Origin of the sequence: Nocardia otitidiscaviarum NBRC 14405 (assembly GCF_000308635.1) — a bacterium.
Classification (GTDB): Bacteria; Actinomycetota; Actinomycetes; order Mycobacteriales; family Mycobacteriaceae; genus Nocardia; species Nocardia otitidiscaviarum.
Window position 1 is genome coordinate 1 of record NZ_BAGD01000271.1, and the last position, 15,375, is coordinate 15,375.

Here is a 15,375-nt window from a genome sequence, read left to right on the forward strand (position 1 = left end):
GGGGGTGCAGTCCCGGCAAGCGGTGCGGTCCCAGCAGGCGACGCGACCTCGGTGGGCGACCCCACCCGCGTAGCGGGCGTGGCGGTGGCATCCGGTGATCCGGCGCTGACGCCCGGCTGCCCGGTCTCGGCACCGACGAGATCGGCTTCGGAGACGAGCACCTCGTACCGCTGTGCCACGACCGCGTCCGGCACGGCCACCGTCTCCGGTGTCGCGGTGTAGAGCGGGTGGCCGATGATCTGCACGTGCGCGTACACCGCGTCGCGCAGCTCCTGCCGGGTCACGTTCTCGCTCAACAACATCAGCACTTCGTCGCAGCGGCGTTCGTACACCAGACCACGCAGGAGCGCGGCCTGGTCGTCCACCCGCAGCTCACCGAGTTCGACCCGGCGCACATCGGCGCGGCGCGAGAGCATGGCCGCCGCCAGCAGGTCGTCGGCGTCGCGCAGTTCGTCCCACCAGTCGCGTGGTACTTCGGCGCCTTCCCGCAGCTGGTCGAGGATCTTGGTGCGCAACCGGCGCACCGCGGCCGCTTCCGGTGTCGGAGCGCTCGTCTTCCCGACCCGGGAGTGGGCGTCGATCGCCAGCCCGAGGCAGTGGTCGCGGAGCTTGTCGTCGGGCACCGCGCCGACCTTGTCCTGCAACTGCGGCATACCGGTGAGCGCCAGCCGGTCCACCGTATCCGGCGTGTGCACGCTCAGGTCCACCTCGTCGGAGGGCGGGACTGCGGACTGCATCGAGACATCGCCGAATCGTTGTCGCAGACCGGAGTCGATCTCCGCCGAGGAGACCAGGGCCGACAACCTGGCGCCGGATGCGGCGCCGATCGTGAGGCTGAACTCGGCCAGTACCCGCGCCGGGTCCGAGATGCCCTCCCATGCGGCCTCGGCTCCGGCCACCGTCCACGGCAGCATGGTGCCCTGTGGCACGAAAACCCCGGCGGGAAGCCAACCCCGGCCCTCGTTCGAGGTCACCAGCACCATGGCGCCGCCCGGCCCGCGCAGCACCGACACCGCCCATTGCAGTCCGAGCGCGGAAGTCCTTACGGCGGAGAGGATTCCGCCGAGCAGCGTGCGGGCCAGCACCAGGTCGTCATCCGGCTGCCCGCCCACCACGAAGTCCGGTCCGGCGGCCTTGTCCCTGGCATTGGCCAGTGCGGAGGCGAACGGAGCGATCGGCATCATCGGCAGGACCCCGGCATTCCCGGCCGATCCGGCCGGTGTGCCGGAAGCGGTCTGGTCCGCACCGCCGGGGATACCGGCCGCGGGTGTCACCACGGCCGGTGGCACCACACCGCCGGGCGGCGTCGACGCGCCGGACGGGGCTCCGGCCGGTTGCGCTCCCGTGCCCGTGGTGGCGGACTGCGTCGTGTCGCCGGGTGTCGTCGGGATGCCGGTGGTCGATGGAGCGGCGGCGGCCGGTGGGGTGGCCGCGGTCGCGGCGGGCGCCGCGGGCTCCGCGGCCGGAGTGGTCGCGGCACCCGCACCGAGCCCGGCGTCGATCGGTGCGCCGCTGCGACCGGCATCGGTATTCGTGGCGGCCGGTGCGGTGGCAGCGGGAGCATCGGCCGACGGGGCACCGTTGATCGGAGTCGGCTGACCGACCCCGGGCGTCCCGGGCAACTGCGATGGCGCACCGAATTCGTCACCGGCCCGGCGGAATCCGGAGGCGATGTCGTCATCGGTGCGTTCGTAGCTGTTCGCGGCGGCCCGCAGCGACGCGGCGGTCTGGTCGTGCTGGTCGGCCAGCCGCTCTCCAGCGCGCTGGCGTGCATCGTAATACCGCACCAGGGCGTTGTACACCGGGTAGGCGATCTTGCCGTAGGTGGGCAGGAAGTTGTCGAGCCAGGCCGACGGCGGCTGCGCCCACTCCCGGGTGTCGCGGGCGACCCGATCGTGCTGATTCGCGAGCTGACGCAACACTTCCGGGTCGATATCCATCCGGTCCGGCATGCTCGCTCTGTCCTTTCCCGCGCCTGTGGCCTACATTCTCCGACCTTCCCACTCGTGGGAGGCGTGGACGGCGTCGCGGGGTCAGCGCCGCGGTGCCGTGACGACTGGTCGCCCGCCACCCGGATCGGCGGGACCAGCGGGACCGGCGGGTGCTTCCGGAACGAACTGCGGATGTCCGAGGATCTGGGCATGGGCGTATACGGCGTCCCGCATCAGCTGTGCGGCCACCGGACCACGGGAGGGTGCCCCGGTCTCCGCGAGCAGGAGCACGAGTTCGTCGCAGCGGCGTTCGAAAACCATGACGCGCAGCAAGGCACTGTCGGGTCCGGTTTTGAGTTCGCCCAGGTCCACCCGGGAGGCGTCGATCCGCCGGGTCAGCATGGCAGCGGTCAGCAAGTCGTCGGCGTCGCGCAGTTCGTCCCACAGCTCCGGTGGCACGGGCTCGTCCCGGCGCACCATCGCCAGGATCCGTTCCCGGACTTCACGAGTCATGGCGGCCTCCGGCCCCGGCGCGGCGAGTGCGGCGACCTTCGAGTGCGCATCCCACGCCAGCCCGGCGCACCGTGCCGCCGTCTCACCGCCCGGGATCGCGTCGGCCCGCGCGGACAGTTCCCGCGCGCCGACCGCGCCGAGTCGGTCGACCAGCCCCGGGGCCGGTGCCCGCAGGTCCCACCGTGCCGAAGCCGGGACCGAATCCGCCATCGGCAGTTCACGGAACCGGGCGCGCAGGTCGGGACCGATCGTCGTCGACGAGGCCAGCGCGGTGAAGCCCGCCGCGGAACGTCGCCCCCACGCCAGGCCGAACTCGACGAGCACCCGGGCCGGATCGGCTATTCCCTCCCAGGCCGCACCGGCTCGTTCGGATTCCGACCAGAGCCACGGCATCGAGACCGCCTCCGGCAGGAACAGCCCGGTGGGCAACCAGCCACGTCCTTCGTTCGAGGTCAGGAAGGCGCTCAGACCGGCGGGACCACGCATCGTGACGACCGCCCAGTCCAGCCCGAGCACGGTGGGACCGACGGCGGCGAGCACTCCGGCCAACAGGGTCCGGGCCAACACCAGGTCGCCGTCGACGCGTTCGCCCACCAGGAACGACGGCGCGGCGGCGGCGACCATCGCGGCGCCGACCACCTCTTCGGCGCGCTGCGGTTCGTCACGCTCGGCCGTCGTGTGGTCCCGATCGAGCGGGGTCAACGGCCGGTCCGGCCGGGCATCGGCGCGGGGTGGCGGCCCACCCGACGGAGTGCCCTGAGGGAGAGCAGAATTCGGGGCGAACACGCCGGATGGCGACCGCGCCGCAGCGGTCGCGTTGACCGATGTCCCCGCCGCGGCGGCGCTCGCCGCACCGGCGGTGGCCGCCATCGCCGGCGAAACGACGGACGGCATCGGTGGCGGCGCGGTCACCACCGCGGGCGGCAATACCTGCCCTGGCGCGACAGGTCCGTCCGCACCCAAGCTCCCGCCGTCCAACGCGCCGTCGGGGCCGAGCGCCGACCCGTCGCCGCCGATGTCTCCTACCCCCTCGTCGCCGACGTCTTCGGCTCCCTCGGTGTCGTCGACGCCTCCGGCACTCTCGGTGCCGCCCTCGCCCTCGGAGGCGCGCTCACCGGCCCGGCCCACAGCCGCATCCTCGGTATCCGAGGTTGTTTCATCGCTGTCCGGCTCGGTGGCGGCGGGCGCTGACCGTCCCATTCCCGCCCCGGTCGGACCTCCCGTACCCGTATCGACCGACGGGTCGTGCCATGGCCCGACCGGCGGTGCACCCGGTATCGGGTCGACCGCCTGCGGCCCGCCCACTCGTTCGGCGGGCGGCCCGGAGGGCTCGCGACGTTCCGGCCGCTCCGCCGCGTCCTCGTCGGCCCGCGCGTCGTCACCATTGGGCGGTCCGGAATCCGGCTCGTCCCAGCCCGCCGGTTGCAGCGGGAAAGCCGCGTGCGATACGCGCGCATAGGGATTGCGCGACTCCCCCGGAGGTCCGGCCGGGTCCGGCCCCGGCGGGGCATGGACATCCGGTTCGGTCTCCGCCGACGGTGTGTCCGAGGGCGGCGGCGGTTCCGGTGCCACGGGCCGATTCGGCGCCAGCGGCCCGGGCTGCCCCAAATGATCGGCGATAGCTGTCAATTCCGGCAGTGAGACCGGACTGATCGAAGTGAGGGCGGCGGCCGCGATATCGTCGACGTCCGCCCGAGCCCGCGCGATGACGGCGGCGATCCGCTCCGCCCGCTCGGCCGCACGGTCCGCCTCCGCTTCGTCGTCCTCGTCGTCCTCTGCCTCCGCCGCGGCGGCTCGCTGCTCGGCGCGGATGTCGCGGTCGGCGCGCTCGACGATATCGAGGATCTGATTCCTGGTCCGGTACACCACATCCGAGTAGCTGCGCAGCACATCGGCGGTGGCCGCGAGAGCATCGGAATAGGCCTGCGGATCATTGCGCTGGGCCAGCATCCGATCCTTGACCGACTGCAATCGGCCGCTCGAGCGCACCCGCTCATCGAAGTCGAGACGCGCTCGGGCCGCATCGTCGGTGTTCATCACCCGTGACGCCTCCCGAGCGGCGGCTTCCAGCGCACTCCACTCCGCCGGGCCGATCGCGGGCCAGTTCCCGCCGACGATCTCGTCCCAGTGCGCGCTCTGCTGTTCCGGTGCCATCACCGCACGTGCATCAGATCGATTCGTACCGAGTCCGGGATCCGTTGTGCACGTCCGCGGCTTCCAGCTCGGAGGTGCCGAACAGGGCGTCGACGAGGACGTCGTCCGCACGGCCGGCGCTGGACCGGGCGGCCGCCGCGAACGTGGATCGGACCCATTCGAGCTGATCACACATGGTGCGGTCGAGATCGGATACCGGCTTGGTCTCCGGTCGCAGGGTGTCCGCGGACCCGCTCGCCACCCCGGTGGCCGTGTGCACAGCCGTCGTGAATCTTCCTGCGGCGGAAGTGATCTCCGGCGCGTCGTCGATGTCCAGTATCGGTCCGCCGCTGTCCGACATCGGCTACTCCATTCCTCGGTGGCGTGCTCGGGTCAGGACCTGGTGCCGAGTTCGGCATCCTCCATGGCGCGGTAGGCCGCCTCGGTCGGCAGATCGAACGCGTCGATCGTGTAGGGCCGCGCCCCTTTGTATTCCATCTCGGCGCGCAGCCCGACCCGTGATTTCTGATGAGCCAGCCGCGCCAATTTGAGTATTTCGGCGGACAGCCAGGTCTCCCCGAACTCCCGGGCGTCGTCGGTGATGTGCAGGCCGACGATCTCACCGTCGCGATTGCAGGCGACACCGACCGTGTTGTCCGGATTGAAGACTTCGTAGGTGCGCTTGCCCCAGTCCGGGGCCGCGGGGGTTTGCTCGTCGGCTTCGTCGAGGTGCGTGTCGTTCATCAGCTGTTGTCCTCCGCCATTCGTGGGTCCAGGGTCGCCGACAGCGCCGACCAGGTGGTGTCGTCGATGGTCATCACCTTGCGCAGCCGCCAGAACCGGGTGCCGAGATAGCATTCCCCGCTGCCGTCGGCTTCGACGTCGAGGTGATCGGGGCTCTCGGTCGTGGGGTTGAGCGTGACCGTGGTGATCGGGGGCCGCGCATCGTCGATATTGATGAGCGTGGCTCCGCCACCGGGAATGAAGGTGTGCCGGTATCGGTCGCTGCCCCCGATGGCGGTGGCAGCGCTGTTGGTGGTCAGCGTGATCTCGGGGTTGAGCATCAACTGCATGGCCCAGGAGCGGGCCACGCACTCGGGGCGGTCGGCATTGATCGCCATGCCGAGCGTGGTCTCGAGATCCACGATGAGCGCCGCCTCCGCCGAGGTGATCCCGACGACCACCAGCCGCCGCGAGCTGTCCGCCGGATGCGGCAGATCCTCGGCCGACAGCGTGATCGCGTCGGAGCCGCCCTCGGCGCCGGTGGCCGGATGCACGGTGACCGTGCCGGTGGCCACCGCCACCGTGTACGCGGCGATCGGATTCGATTGTCGCGCACCGACACCCGCCAGCCGCTGCAAACCTTCCTCGTACAGCCACCGCAGGGTCTCGGTGACGGTGACGGTCCCGCCGACCTCGGTCACGATCGCGGCCCCACGGCCCCGGGCACCGTTTCCGCTTGCGCGCCACTGTCTTCCGGCACGGTGCTGTCCATGATGGCGCGGTGTTGGCGCGCGGCGTCGGCGGTGCTCTCGGTGACCGCCGCCATGATCTCCTGGACGAGTTCGTCACTGGTGTATCGCATCGTGGTCCCGGGTGCCAGGTACAGGTCGGTGAGCCGTCCCATGGCGTCCACTTCCGGGATCACATCACCGCCGGGAGATGGCCTGCGAGCGCGGATCTGGTCGATCCGTTCCCGCATATCGGCGATGCGGTGGCGCAGATCGCGGGCCATGTCGAGCGCCGCTTGCACATCGGGATGGATTTCGCTCATGCGGAGCCTCCAGCGTTGTTCTGGGTCTGGGCAGCCGGGGCCGGGGTCGGCGGGGTCACGGTGGGGGCGATCACCGGTCGTTCGCCGATCACCGATTCGGTATGCGGGGTGTCGTCGACGTACATGAGCCGGTCCGGATGCCAGGCGACGACCCGGCCCCGGTCCCCGCCGCCGCCCGCCCCGACGCCACCCGCGCCCGGCATCATCGGCATCATCGGCATATAGCCACCGCGGCCCATCATCGTTCCCGTCGGGGAGGACCCGGACCGGATGGGTTCGAAGGACGAAGGGCGGGGTGTGCCCGCGCCGCCTCCGGATGTGGCGGAGGGTGCGGCGCTCATCGGCATCGGACCGAGCGTGTACGCCGGATCGACGCCGGGTCCGGAGCCGTCGAACGATCCCGGTGGGTTGCTGCTCGGCGAGACTCCGTCGTAGTTGCCGTAGTCGCCGTATTCACCGTAGCTGGGATAGTCGTCGTAGTAGCCGTCGTAGGAGCCCTCGGTGAGCGTCTGGTCGGCGGCCAGCATCCCGCCCTGGCTCAATGCCGACATCAGTGCCGGCAGCAGCGCCTGGAGCATGCTGGAATCACCCTCGCCGCCGCCCTCGCCATTGCCCTTGGCGGCATCCGCGGCCATGCTCCCCTCGTATCCACCGATCGCTTCCGCGGAGCGCAGGTTCAACTCCTCGTACTTGGCCAGCGCGGCCGAGGTCGCGGCCTCGTTCTTCGACCGCATGGCGCGCAGCAGTTCCTTGCGGGCGGTGAGGATCTCCGACGGCGTGGGATGTTTGTCCTTGGCGATCCGGAACGCGTCGCTGTAGGCGTCGACGCGGTCGGCGAGCCGATTCAGCTGCCGCCGGATCCGATCCAGCCAGTCGTTGTGCCGGGTGAGTTCGGCCGACGCCTGCGCGCCGACCGGTGTCCAGTTCCGCAACACCTCGGCGGCCGCACCGACACGGCGACCGGCGTCGGCGGCGGCCCCGTTGTCGAAGGCGCGCAACACCTCCGCGAACCGAGCCGGGGCCGCCGGGCCCGGACCGGCGTGCAACATCTGTGCGAAGGCCAGCGGATCCACGGCGACACCGGGGTCCGGAAACGTGATGACGGGGGGCACCAGCATCGGTACGTTGCCGGGTAGCTCCGCCGGGTTGCCGACCTCGGCACCGGAGGTTCCGCCGAGCAGCCGGGAATTGGTCGAGTCGGTGGCCGCGTAGTCCACGGCCGCCGCACCGACTTCATGGGCGGACCGCTGCACCACACTCAACAGACCCCGCACCCCGTTGAGCAGTTGCGCCGCTTCGTTGTTGAGCTGTGGGACCATTCCGGCGGAAATCGGGTCGGAGCCGGCCGGCGTCACCCACTCGGACGGGACGGCCGCGCCGGTCACCCGCACCAGGTCGGCGAGTGCGGCGGCCGCTCCGACGAGTTCCTCCGGATCGACATTGAGCACCACGGCCTCCTCCTCCCGCCTATTGCCGCCTCGCTATCCGCGTCGGACGCTTCCCGATGGGCTCGGGGTGGCGCGGACGTGACAGCCCCAGTTCACCCAGCTGCGCAGGTGACCAGCCGCCGTCCAGTGCGGCGTCGTAGGCGGCGGACAGTCGTTCGGCGGCTTGGTGATAGGCCAGGTCGGCTTCGTGCACCTGCACGGCGAGGCCGGCTTTGCGCTCCAGATCCTCGCTCTGCGAGAGGATGTCGCGAGCCTCTCGGAGAACACCGTCACGGTCTCGTGCCATCTGCTGTTCCTGATCCGTCGAGCCACACCCTGGCTTTCCTCATCCGACGACCCCATTGTCGAACATCCCCAACCGTGGGAACGCCGATCACGACCGGGCCGGGTGCTCCCGTCGATGGTGACAGGCCGGTGGTCGCCGCGGGCTACCGTCGACTCCCATGAGTCACCCAAGCCCGACTCCGTGGTCGCGCCTGCGCGAGGGACGGGACGAGGTCGGAACCTCGGGGGCTCCGGTGCCCGCACGGCCGGGTCCGGATGCGCCATCGTCGCCCGGTCGGCCGCTGGGAAAGGTTGTGCGTACCGGAGTTTCGATCGTCGGGATCGTCGTGGCTGTGCTGATTGTCGCCGTGGGATGCTGGGCCACCGACGGGTCCGGTGGGCCGGACGAGAAACCGGTTCAAACCGGTCGCGGCAGCACACTGGGAACGGTGGTCGCGGCCGAGGGTGCGCTGCTGCGAGTCCGCGGCGTCAACGGCGGTTCGACCGCGGTTCACACGAATACCGACACCAGTGTGTTCGTCCTCGGCGGGACCGAGGTGTCGGACGTCCGGCCCGGCGCCATGGTCTTCGTCCGCGGTGTCACGTACTCGGACGGGTCCATGCTCGCCGAGTTGATCATCGGGGCGTCGATGCGGTTGCCCGACTTCCGATTTCCCGCCGCGCCTTTTCCGGACCCGCCGGGTCCGCCATAGTCGAATCCCTCGAACGTTTCGGCCGACCGGACCGTAGCGACCGATCTACCCGGATGCCACAGCACGGTCAGGAACGCGACGAAGACCGTGACCGCAGCGGCGCCACAACTCAGCGTCGCCGCGAGTTCGAAGCTCGAACCGGCGGCGGTCGGCGCGACCGCATCCGCCGCCGGGTTCTGGTTGCCGGTGAGGAGCGTATCGAGCAGATCGCCGAGACTGCCGTCGAGGGCGTCGGTCCGTTCCGTGAGCGCACGGAGTTCGGACGCCTTGCCGTCCAGGTAGTACCGCACGGCCACGACGAGCAGCGCCGAGGCCGAGGCCGAGGCGAGTACCAGGCGCGACAGCGTCCGAACCGGGATCCACAGTCGCAGCAGGACCGCGGCCACGGTCACGACCAGCGCGGCGACGGCCAGGAAAGCCCATGCGCCACTGATGTTCTCCTCCGGACGGCCGTAGGCGATCGGCCAGTCGACGATATTCCCGAAGGCGTCGACGGTGACGGTTCCGTTCGGTCCCGTCGCCGACAGCCAGGGTTGGAACAGCAGTACCAAAGTGACCAGACTCGTCAACGCGGTACAGAGATAGCCCCAGCCGGATCGGAGATCGAAGCGGCGCACGGTCACCGCTCGAACGAATTCCTCGTCGCCCGCGTACGGACGGGTCGGATCTTCCTGAACTTGCCAAGGCGTTTGAGTGGACATTTCTCCAGGCTCTGCAATACCCGTGCCGATCACCATTACGAACACCGACGCGAGTGTCGAATAATTTGTTCTGCAATGGGCACCATCGGCCACTGACGATTGATTACGCTAGCCTGGCCGGAACATGAGAACAAGGCAGATCGAAGGCTTGTGACCCTATTAACAAGCGCACTGCGACCCCGGTCACAATCAACATGAATTCTACTCGCCAGTAGGCGCGAGTAATTCAGATGGAGCCTGCTAGCTTTTTCCGGAATCGACGTCCGGCGATCGATATTTATTCGGTTTGCGACCGAGGATTCGTTGACTGATACATGCCAGCGCCGAGCCGATCGAGGTGATGCTGGCGAACATCGCGGCGGGCGTGAGGCTCGCGGAGGAGTACCCGACCTCACGCATGCCGGGCAGGATGAGCTGCCCGTTTCCGAACGCCCAGGCCATCAGGGAACCGACCTGGCCGCCCAGGTCCCACCGGCGGGTCGTCATGGCCTTCAGGTCGGATCCCTTGCTGTTGAGGTAGACCAGCGTCGCCAATACGAATACTGCGGCGGCGACGGTGGCAATCGTCGCCAGCCGGTCCATCAGGTCGGATCGAAGGCGAAGATGGATCACCACCGCGGCCACCGAGATGACGAGGGCGGCACTGGTGAACAGCGCCCACATTCCGGTGACATCCGCAGTAGGCGATTTGAGCTGCGACCAAGCGGTCAGATAATTGGTGGTCGCGTCGATCCGGCCGAAGGCATTCGCACGTACCTTTCCTGCGGGGCCGGATGCGATGATCCACGGCTGGAACAACAGCAGAAAGGTGACGATACTGCCGGCCACCGCGATCACATAACCCCATTTGCCCGCCAACGCGGCGCGCAACACTCGAAGTACCGGGTGGCCGGCCCGCGCCAATACCGCTCCGCTGATTCGCCGTCCCGACGGTCGTTCCGGGGAGTGCTGAACCGCCTTCGGTCCCCAAGGCGTGGGTTGCACCATAGAGTAATTCTATGGGTCTGCCCAGCCCTGGGAACTCGACATCAGCCGACCGCCGACACCGGCATCGCGGGCACCGGCTGCACCGTCGGGTCGGTCGCCGGGATGGCATCCCCCGACGTCGTACCGGAGGCACTCTCCTCGATGCCCGGTGGGTGGAAGAACCCGGCGAACGCGCCGAAATCGCCTTCGGCGTCGCTCATTTCGGGGCCGAACTCCGTCAACACACCGTCGACGATGACCTCGAGCGTGCCGCCACCCGACGGGCCGCCGTTCTCATCGCCGAACACCACCAGCAGCGCCGTCCGGCCGTCCTCCCACATCGCGATATCGCCCGTCATCAACTGGTTCGGATCGACGCGGCTGCCCGGGTACTTGTCCTTCGGTTCTCCCGACTTCCCGGTCTCCATCCCGTACGCCGCCCGGGCGTCCGTGCCCTTCGTATCGGCGAAGGCGGCCTCCAGCGCGTCGTAGACCTTCGGGTACACGTACTGGGTGCGGCCGTCCTTGAAGTCGTAGAGCACCTTGCCGTCGGAACGAGTGGTACGCGGCGGTGTTCCGGAATCCTGCGGGGCGGTCGCACCCGGCGTCGGGCCGGTGTGCGGTGTGGGCTGGCCTCCAGGCGTGCCCGTGCCCTGAGGACTCTGCTGTCCCGGTGGTGTCGTCGGCTGCGCCTGAGGCGGCTGTACCTGCGGCGGTTGCACCGGCGACAATCGCTCTCGATCGAAGCGGCGCGGATCGTTCTCGCTGCCCAATGGCCCGCGCTGGCCGAACAACCCGCCCTGTTGGGCCGCCAGCATCGACAACAATGGACTCAACAGACCCGCCCCCATACCGGCCAGCCCGGATCCCATACCACCGGACGGTGGCGTCACCGGTGCCGGAACCGACGGTGAGGTGGGGTCGTTCGGCCTGCTCGGATCCCGGGTGATCGGATCCCGCCCGCCCGGTGTGGACGGACCGCCCGGAGTTCCGGGAAGGCGACCGGGATCGGAGGGCTTCGACGGGTCCGAGGGGGTCGGGATATTCGGCGTGGGCAGAGTCGGCAACGGCGAACTCGGATCGTTCGGACTCGGCTGCCCGGGGGGCGTTCCGGGGTTGTAGGGGTTTCCCGGCCCCTGTGGCAGTTCCTGCCACTTCTTCATGGCCTCCGCGAGTGCCTTCCGGTCCTCCTCCAGCTGCGCGTTCATTCGGGCTTCCATATCCGCGATCACCTTCGCGATCTCGGAACTTGTGCCGGAGCGCTCCTCCATGGTCGACAGATTCTCGGCGAACGCCTGCCCGAGCAGCTCGACGAAGCTCGCATCGGTACCGTCGGATGTCTGCGCCTTCAAATTGATCCTGTGGATCAGGGCGGAGATCTGCTCCCGGCCGAGTTCGGTGTTCTCGGCGGACTCGACGACCTGTTCGGCCACTTCCTCTTGGATGGCGTCGAACTGCTGCGCCGTCTGTACCAGCCTGCTCGCCGCTTCCTGATACACGGCGGGCGTCTGGGCACCGATCTGCATGGGCACCGTCGGCAATGGCGGCACGGTCGCCTTGTCGGTCTCGAAGTTGCCTGCGTCGCCGAACAACTGCCAGTTGTCGCTCAGCCCGTCGGCCAGCGAACCGTTGCCGTCCAGACCACCTCGGGATCCGTACCAGCTCTGCAAATCGGCTGCGATGCCGTTCGGCTGGAACAGAAAGCCCACCCGTTCCCCCGGCGGGCCACTGCCCGGCCCCGGCTTGAACTGCCCCTCCCCCATCGACTCGACGTGGCCGCCGACCCAGATCCCTTGCGCCGCGGTGCGATCGGTCTCCGGCGAGCCGCCACCACCGGCCGGATCGTCCGAGTCCCACCGCCCCGGTGCCACCGCCCACATTGCCGCCGCACCGAGGCCACGCAGGAGGTTGTTACCTATCCCCGCCCGTGTCGCCGTGCCCCAGCGACCGCTGCGTTCGCCCGATCGGAAGAGGTCCCGGTAGCGATCCGCTCTCGTACTCGCACTGTTGGCGGCGGTTCCTTCCAACCGCTGCCGGGCTCTCGTTCTGATATCGCGACGCGCCTGGTCGGCGGCGTCGCTGCGAAGCTGTTGCCTGCTCGGCGTATTGCCGAGCGGATTCCTGGCCCGCAGGTTTTGCATGCGGCCGCCGAAATCGCTCAGGGGCTGGTTCATGACTCGCTGATGCGCCCGGTTCCCGAGTCGGTCCAGCCGTGCGTCCATACCGTTGGCAGCGGCTCTGCCAGCGCGGTTCTGCAAGAACCGCCTGCCAACACCCGCATCTTCGAACCCGTTGCGCAGCACCCGTGACAGGCCGCCGCCCGCCCCGGACCCCAACAGACCCAGCCCGGCGGATACCCAGGCATTGCCAGACGTGAAGTCGATCTCCCCGGCCTCGATGAAGCTGCCCACCATGCCGCCCACCGCACCCCCGACGAGCCCGCCTGCCCCCGGCACGATCATGTTGCCGACCACGGGTGCGGCGACGCTGACCCCGAGCGAGAGGCCCGTCTGCCACCAGCTGCTCATCGAGCCCCCTTACGCCGGAACCGACGCGACGACCGAGGCGTCGGCCTCCGGCACCGTTCCCGCCGTTCGATCCACCGGACCGGCGATATCGATTCCGGGCGGATGGAAGAAGCCCGCGAACGGCCCGAAATCGCCTTGGTTATCGCGCATTTCAGCGGCGAACGAGTGCAGCTCACCGGCCACGATCACCTCCAGGGTCCCGCTGCTCTCGGTATCGAAAGCGACGACCAACGCGGTCCGCTGATCCCACTGCGCGACGTCGCCTGTGATGAGTTGATACGGATCCACCGGCGCACCGAGCCGCTGCTCGTTCAGCTTCACAGCGGTGCGCTCGTAGGCTGCCCGCGCGTCGGTGGTCGCGGCATTGTCGAACGCGGCATCCAGGGCGGCGTAGACCACCGGCGACACCTCCTGGGTGCGGCCGTCCGGGAAGGTGTACACCATGGGTTTGTCGGTATTCGGCCGCAGCATCGGCTGGCTGCTGGAGACCTGCGTGCGTGGGGAGGTCGCCGAGGTGTTCGTCGCCGGAGTGTTCGCCGTGGAAGTGTTCGCCGCCGAGGTGGCCGGTTGCTGGCCGGTGGTGGACGTCGGCGGCGCGGCCGGGCCGGATTGTACGATCCCCGGATGTGTCGGACCGGGATCGGTGTCCCGCGACTCGCGTTCGTCGCCCTCGGTCGGTTCGTCCCGCCGATTCTGGTTCAGCAGGCCCAACATCGACAGCGGGTCCAGCTCCGTCCCGGTCGACGGTGCCACGGTCGGCATCGGACTCGATACCGGCATCGGACTCGACGTAGTCGGCACCGTCGATCGCGGCGGCGCAGCATCCGAGGGAGCGCGGTCATCGCCGCCGACGCCCTCTCGGATCGCGCTCGGATTGTCCACACCGCCGCTCCGGCTGGCGTCGGGGACCGCGGTCGGTGTCCCGTTCAGACCGAAATCGACCGGACGGAACTGGCTGCCCGTCGTACCGCCGTTCTGGTACTGGTTCGGGTTCTGATTCGTGTAGGGATAGGGATAAGGGTACGGCGTGCCGTTGCCATTGCCGGATTCTTCGCCATCGGTATTGTCACCGTCGCCCGTGTCCCCGGCATTGTCGTCGTTGGCGCCGGGATCATCGGCGGTGAGTTGTTCGACCTGAGTCGCCAGCGCCTGCAGTTCCTGGGTGGCAGTGTCCATGATTCCGGTGATCGCGGCGAGGTGGGTGTCGATCAGCTGCGTCACGAACTCGTCCTCATCCATCGGACCGGTCGCCCGCGCGATCGCCCCCTGCGATATCAGCAGCGACAACTGCTCGACATTCGTCGGATTGACGGTGGCGAAGTCCTGCAGCCCGGCGACCGCCGTTTCGACTTGCGTCCGCGAGGTTTTCGATATCCGGGCCACTTCCTCGAGCAGGATCGACTTCTCCTCCTCGGTCAGGCCGAGCGCCGCGTCCGCGGCCAGCAGGTCGTCGTACTTGGTTTTCAGCTCCTCGGCGCTCGACACGTAACTGATGATCGCGGCGCTGTCCTCACCGGAGGTCTGCTGGACGCGGGATCGGGCGGGGGCGTCCTCGGTGTTTCCGCGGCCGAACATCTCCCAACTGGTGTAGACGCTTTCGGTGAAGTCCTCGTAGTTCTTCTCACCACCCGTGGACAGCAGGTCCAGCCCGTCCGGCCAGTTCGCGCTGGAGCGATCCGGGCCGTAGACATGGGCGGTGTAGGCGCTGTCCACGGTGAGCCGACCGTCTCTGATGAGCTTGGACGTGTAGTCCATCGTGGGGACCGGCCCGGCGGTACCTCCGGCCTGGAGGTTGGCATAGTTCTCCCTGGCGGTGAATCCTCCCCACGCTGCGGCCCCGGACATGAGTCCGCCCAACGCGAATCTGCCGCCGCTGACATCCAGGCCCCTATAGGAACCCTTCACCGCACCGGGTATCGCTCCGCGGACGCCATTGCCGAACGCGCCCTTTCCGCCAAACACGGCACTCCTGGCCAGGGCACGGCCCCCCGCCATCGAGAACAGCCCCTTTCCTAGCGAACCGACCCCGCCGCCGACCAGACCTAATGTTCCACCCAGCGCAGCGTCCCCGAGCGCCTGACCGAGACTGTTGCCCTGCGCGAGGGACACGACCCCTGCGGCAGCGCCTCCCAGTAACGCGCCACCAGCCGGACCGGCGATGAGGAATCCGCCGACACCGGCCGCCCCGACCAGAATGTCGTCGCCGTACTCACTGAAGAAGTCGCCGACCCCGTCCCAAAAGCCCATGGGCTCACCAGTCCTGGATCACGCAGTCGAGGGCGAACACCCGTCCATCGATCCCGTCACGGTCTCGAGTCATCGGCAGTTCCTGATCCGTCCCGGTGGTGGACTGTCTCGACCGTATGGTCCGGAGCGGCACACGACGCACACGCCCGATCCCGAC

12 protein-coding genes are annotated in these 15,375 nt (G+C 68.9%); all 12 read right to left on the reverse strand.

The features are described 5' to 3' along the window. On the reverse strand, positions 1-1,952 hold a 1,952-nt coding region (locus ON31_RS36360), incomplete at its 3' end, for a type VII secretion target (protein ID WP_255222320.1). 81 nt (positions 1,953-2,033) lie between these two features. Then, positions 2,034-4,598, reverse strand: coding sequence for a hypothetical protein (locus tag ON31_RS30290; protein ID WP_039818563.1), 2,565 nt, complete (start codon positions 4,596-4,598; stop codon positions 2,034-2,036). A 13-nt stretch (positions 4,599-4,611) separates the two neighbouring features. Then, the gene (locus ON31_RS30295) at positions 4,612-4,938 is read right to left on the reverse strand and encodes a hypothetical protein (protein ID WP_039818564.1); all 327 of its coding nucleotides are present in this window, start codon (positions 4,936-4,938) and stop codon (positions 4,612-4,614) included. A gap of 32 nt (positions 4,939-4,970) precedes the next feature. Then, positions 4,971-5,321, reverse strand: a complete 351-nt coding sequence (locus ON31_RS30300; RefSeq protein WP_039818566.1) for a hypothetical protein — start codon at positions 5,319-5,321, stop codon at positions 4,971-4,973. Then, on the reverse strand, positions 5,321-6,001 hold the full coding sequence (locus ON31_RS30305) for a hypothetical protein (RefSeq protein ID WP_039818567.1): 681 nt from the start codon (positions 5,999-6,001) through the stop codon (positions 5,321-5,323). The genes ON31_RS30300 and ON31_RS30305 overlap by 1 nt, the downstream gene beginning before the upstream one ends. Beyond that, entirely contained in the window at positions 5,998-6,351 is a 354-nt protein-coding gene (locus tag ON31_RS30310; RefSeq protein WP_255222321.1) for a YbaB/EbfC family nucleoid-associated protein, read from the reverse strand. Before ON31_RS30310 ends, ON31_RS30305 begins: the two co-directional genes overlap by 4 nt. After that, complete coding sequence (locus ON31_RS30315; RefSeq protein ID WP_039818569.1) at positions 6,348-7,802, reverse strand: PE family protein; 1,455 nt, start codon at positions 7,800-7,802, stop codon at positions 6,348-6,350. The genes ON31_RS30310 and ON31_RS30315 overlap by 4 nt, the downstream gene beginning before the upstream one ends. A 16-nt stretch (positions 7,803-7,818) precedes the next feature. Continuing rightward, positions 7,819-8,085, reverse strand: coding sequence for a hypothetical protein (locus tag ON31_RS30320; protein ID WP_039818570.1), 267 nt, complete (start codon positions 8,083-8,085; stop codon positions 7,819-7,821). 489 nt (positions 8,086-8,574) lie between these two features. Then, positions 8,575-9,477, reverse strand: coding sequence for a hypothetical protein (locus ON31_RS30325; RefSeq protein ID WP_147286980.1), 903 nt, complete (start codon positions 9,475-9,477; stop codon positions 8,575-8,577). 240 nt (positions 9,478-9,717) lie between these two features. Next, complete coding sequence (locus ON31_RS30330) at positions 9,718-10,464, reverse strand: hypothetical protein (RefSeq protein ID WP_147286981.1); 747 nt, start codon at positions 10,462-10,464, stop codon at positions 9,718-9,720. A gap of 41 nt (positions 10,465-10,505) precedes the next feature. Beyond that, complete coding sequence (locus tag ON31_RS34980; RefSeq protein ID WP_051037981.1) at positions 10,506-12,971, reverse strand: hypothetical protein; 2,466 nt, start codon at positions 12,969-12,971, stop codon at positions 10,506-10,508. Between the two features lie 9 nt (positions 12,972-12,980). Continuing rightward, complete coding sequence (locus ON31_RS30340; RefSeq protein WP_147286982.1) at positions 12,981-15,218, reverse strand: ICP22 family protein; 2,238 nt, start codon at positions 15,216-15,218, stop codon at positions 12,981-12,983. Positions 15,219-15,375: the final 157 nt, after the last annotated feature.